This window comes from Arthrobacter sp. TB 26 (genome assembly GCF_000427315.1).
GTDB lineage: Bacteria > Actinomycetota > Actinomycetes > Actinomycetales > Micrococcaceae > Arthrobacter.
Window position 1 is genome coordinate 1 of record NZ_AUPJ01000366.1, and the last position, 4,065, is coordinate 4,065.

The 4,065-nt window shown below is 65.1% G+C and carries 4 protein-coding genes; all 4 read left to right on the forward strand.

Annotated elements, in window-relative coordinates; all coding sequences use genetic code 11:
- Nucleotides 1-242 precede the first annotated feature (242 nt).
- The 4 genes from K789_RS0114210 to K789_RS0114225 all read left to right on the forward strand — a co-directional run bounded on the left by K789_RS0114210 (nucleotide 243) and on the right by K789_RS0114225 (nucleotide 4,015).
- Nucleotides 243-1,424 (forward strand): IS30 family transposase, encoded by a 1,182-nt coding sequence (locus tag K789_RS0114210; protein WP_128081639.1) that lies wholly within the window; start codon nucleotides 243-245, stop codon nucleotides 1,422-1,424.
- Nucleotides 1,425-1,481: 57 nt separating this feature from the next.
- Nucleotides 1,482-2,453, forward strand: a complete 972-nt coding sequence (locus K789_RS0114215) for a hypothetical protein (protein ID WP_128081638.1) — start codon at nucleotides 1,482-1,484, stop codon at nucleotides 2,451-2,453.
- A gap of 143 nt (nucleotides 2,454-2,596) precedes the next feature.
- Nucleotides 2,597-3,316 carry a DsbA family oxidoreductase gene (locus tag K789_RS0114220; RefSeq protein ID WP_024367335.1) on the forward strand — a complete coding sequence of 240 codons (720 nt, stop codon included), beginning with the start codon at nucleotides 2,597-2,599 and terminating at the stop codon, nucleotides 3,314-3,316.
- Nucleotides 3,317-3,376: 60 nt separating this feature from the next.
- On the forward strand, nucleotides 3,377-4,015 hold the full coding sequence (locus K789_RS0114225) for a TetR/AcrR family transcriptional regulator (RefSeq protein WP_024367336.1): 639 nt from the start codon (nucleotides 3,377-3,379) through the stop codon (nucleotides 4,013-4,015).
- Nucleotides 4,016-4,065: the final 50 nt, after the last annotated feature.

Below are 4,065 nucleotides of genomic sequence, written 5' to 3' on the forward strand. Positions count from 1 at the left end.
CGACCGTGTCGTCTTTAACGGGAGAACCTCGAACCAACAGGAAGTACGCGCAGGGGCAGAAGGATGAGTTCTTCGTCGTGTTCGACCGGCTCAAGAGCACGGGGGCGGCGGCCAGGGAGCTGGGATTGAGCCCCGATACGTGCGCCGGCTGGGTGCGTAAAGCCGGACTGAAGAGCCATGGTAAACCGGGGGCGCGCCCTCACCGGGGCCGGGATGAGTACTTCCGGTTACGCAAGGCCGGCTTGAGTCGGCGGGAGGCGGCCGCAGCGGTCAGCGTGCATCCCAGGACCGCGGCGGAGTGGGACCTGGGGATTCGTAAGTCAGGCGGCCGACGCATTTACGCTGATGGGCGGGTGGTCGATTACAAACGTGGTGTGACCACTATGACCTCGCCGGCCCTCGCCCCACCGACAGCGGCTCTCGAGAAACTCATCGACCCGCGATTTCTTAGCGTGCAGGAGCGGGAGATGATCCGGGACCTGAAAGCCTCGGGTTCATCGATGCGGGCGATCGCCAGCGTGCTTGGCCGTTCGGCTTCAACGATCAGCCGCGAGCTGGGCCGAAATGCCGATGCCCTGTTGGGCTATCTGCCCCACGGGGCGCAGCGGAAGGCCGCTGCCCGGCGGCCACGACCCAAAAACGCCAAGCTCGCTGGCGAGTCGGACCTGCGCGACTATGTGAAGGCCAAGCTGCTCATACGCTGGTCTCCGGAGCAGATCAGCCACACCCTGGTCAAAAAGTTCCCCGACCAACCGGAGATGCGTGTGAGTCCAGAGACGATCTATCAAGCCCTCTACGTCCAGGCCAGAGGCGGACTCAAACGCGAAATACAGGCAGCCCTGCGCACCGGCCGGACCCGCCGGAAACACCACCAGAGCGGGGAACAGCGCACCTCCCGGTTCGTGGATCCGATGGTCATGATCTCCGAGCGTCCACCCGAGATCGAGGACCGCGCAGTACCCGGTCATTGGGAGGGGGATCTCATCACCGGCGCCTACAACCAGTCCGCGATCGGAACCCTGGTCGAACGCACCACCCGCTACGTGATGCTCGTCCACCTGCCAAATGACCACACCGCCGAAACCGTCCGGGACGGGCTCATCAACACCATCTCTGCCCTGCCGGCACATCTGCGAGGCTCTCTGACCTGGGACCAGGGCGCGGAAATGGCCGCCCACAAGACCTTCACCCTAGCCACCGAAATGCAGGTTTACTTCTGCGACCCAGCCAGCCCCTGGCAGCGCGGTTCGAACGAGAACACTAACGGGCTGCTGCGCCAGTACTTCCCCAAAAGCACCGACCTGTCCGCCTACGGACCTGAAGACCTCGAACACGTCGCTCAGGAGCTCAACGGCCGCCCACGCAAAACGCTCGGCTGGGATACCCCAGCCGAGCGTCTACGTGATTTACTACTAACCACCTAACCACCAGGTGTTGCAACGACCCCTAGAAACCGCCTAGTAGGACAACGGGGCATTGACGTGAACGAACCAGATAAAGGACTCATTGCTGCAATCGCGGAGCAGCGCCAAGTCGTTGCGGTGCACGCACCGGAAGACATGCCGACCTTCGAACGAGTCCTGGAACTCCTGCCAAAGTTGCAGGAGCAGCTGGGTCTTGGCCGGTTTCTAGGCGCGCTGGCCATCGATCACAAGCCCAGGCTGCTCTACCACTTCGTCCTAACGACGGGCTCGCCCGTCGCAGTGCTCGGACCCCAAGTGGTTCTCAAGGTCTATGGGGACAGCCCCCGGGGTGAAGGGCCGCTCCAACAGGCCTGGCGGGATAGGGGCCTGGATGTTCCGAGGCTGGTGTGCGGCGAGGCGGGCGATTGCAGCTGGCTGCTAATCGAGCACCTGGAACTGCATCCGGCCGCGACCCTCCTTACCGATCAGTTGGCGCTCGTGGACCAACTGGCAAGTATGGGCAGGACCATGCACCGTCCGACCCGCGATGTAGAGCCGCTACTCCGACCCCTCGACGAGGTGATGATCCCGCGTTGGAAAAAAGCGGTGGCCGCACTCCTCGGATCCGGGCAAAACGTTCCCTCCTCATGGCTGGGCAGGGCCGTTGCCGCATATGCCAGCGGGAGAGCGGTTCCTCTGCACGGCGACTTGGCTCCGGCCAACCTGGGCAAAAGTAGAAGCGGGCGCTTGATCGTCTTCGACGCGTCAGCGCTTCAGGGCCCCGCCGCCTTCGACGCGGCGCGATGGTCAGCGCGGGCAGGCCCGGGGGGATTTGGGCCCGAAGCTCTACTCAGGCGTTGGATGTCCGTCGAGAACCTGCCGTCGGATCGGGAGCCGTGGGACCTGCTTGCTGCCGAGTGCGTGTTGGAAGCCGGCTCACGCGAGATCGTTCGGTCGCGCGGCACGCACGGGAGCCTTCGGACGCCCCAAGGAGCTGCTGCGGCCGGTGTATCGGAGCTGCTCACGGTTGCCTCAACACACTGGTTTTGAGTCACAGTGTCTTGTCCGGTTGACTCAGGGGGACCCGAATTCCCGAAAATTTGCGCAGGATCGGTTTAGTCGCAAGTCCTTTTGTGGGGTATCTAACACTGGTCACGCGGAATGGCCGTCCAGTCCTCAGGGTTGTGGCGAACATGAAGATTGAGATCTGGTCCGACGTCGCGTGCCCCTGGTGCTACATCGGCAAACGCCGCTTTGAAACCGCCCTCGCGGCCTTCCCGCACCGCGAGGCTGTGGAGGTAACGTGGCGCAGCTACCAGCTGGATCCGTCCCTGCCGGACCACTACGACGGCACCGAACTGGATTACCTGAGCACCCGCAAGGGCATGGCCCCGGCCCAGGTCGTCGGAATGTTCGCGCACGTGGCAGCGCAGGCCAAGGACGAGGGCCTCAACTACCGCTTCGACGACGTCGTAGTCGCCAACAGCTTCACCGCCCACCGGCTGATCCACCTGGCCGCCACACACGGGCGGCAGGACGCCGCGAAGGAACGATTGCTCAGCGACCACTTCGAGCGGGGCTTGAACATCGGCAGCCGGGACTACCTGACTTCATTGGGGGTGGATCTGGGAATCGGTGCCGCCGAGCTGGACGAACTTTTCACCACCGACAAATACGCCGACGACGTCCGGCTGGACTTCGAGGAAGGCCGCGCGCTGGGCATCACCGGCGTCCCGTTCTTCGTGATCGACCGCAAGTTCGGGCTCTCCGGCGCCCAGCCCGTCGAGACGTTCACCACCGCCCTTGAACAGGCCTGGCAGGACAGCCGCCCGCTGGAGATGGTCAGCTCAGCCGGGAGCGGAGACACCACTGGAACCGCTGCGGCCTGCGGCCCGGAGGGCTGCGCCACCTAAAGATTGCGGCAGCCCGGCGACAAACCGTGTTTTGCTGACAGATCGCGCTAAAGTGTCCGTATGCCCAGGATTTCGGCCGCGAGCAACGCCGCCCAACGCGCCGAGACCCAACGCCGCATTTTGACTGCGTTCGGCGAGCTCCTCTTCACGCACGGGCTGCCGGGGCTGACCATGACCGACGTCGCACGGCATGCCCGGATCGGCCGCACCGCCGTGTACAACTATTACGCGGACATCGAAGAGCTGCTCATCGCCTACGCGCTGGATGAGACCGAGCGTTTCCTGGTTGACCTGAGGGAATCCCTGGATTCGCTGGAGAACCCGGTGGACCGTCTGGCCCTGTATGTGCGGGCCCAGGTCGAGGACCTCAGCCGGCGCCACCTGCCGCCCGGCCCCGCGATGGGCGCGGTGCTGTCCCCGGCGTCGTTCGCGAAACTTGCCGACCACGTCGGGGAGCTCAGCGTGCTCCTGCAGGGCATCCTTCGGGACGGAGTCGCCCAGGGATACCTTCCGGAGGCGGACATCACCCAGCTCGCGCAGCTCATCCACGGCACCCTGTCCTCCAGCGCGGCCCGTGGTGACGGCGCAGGCCAGAACGCCGAGGCGGAGGCCCGGCTGGCCCGCACCGTGCGTTTCGTCCAGCTCGGTGCCGGCGCACGGTTCGACGACGACGGCCGCCCCCTCCGCCTGCATTCCTGACGCCCGGGTACCGGCCGTGCCGGCGGACGGGACTAGCCGCCGGGGGCGGG

What these genes read in the sequence shown, in the direction of transcription:
- K789_RS0114220 (WP_024367335.1), top strand. Translation starts at nt 2,597, where the DNA reads ATGAAGATTGAGATCTGGTCCGACGTCGCGTGCCCCTGGTGCTACATC.
- K789_RS0114225 (WP_024367336.1), top strand. Translation starts at nt 3,377, where the DNA reads ATGCCCAGGATTTCGGCCGCGAGCAACGCCGCCCAACGCGCCGAGACC.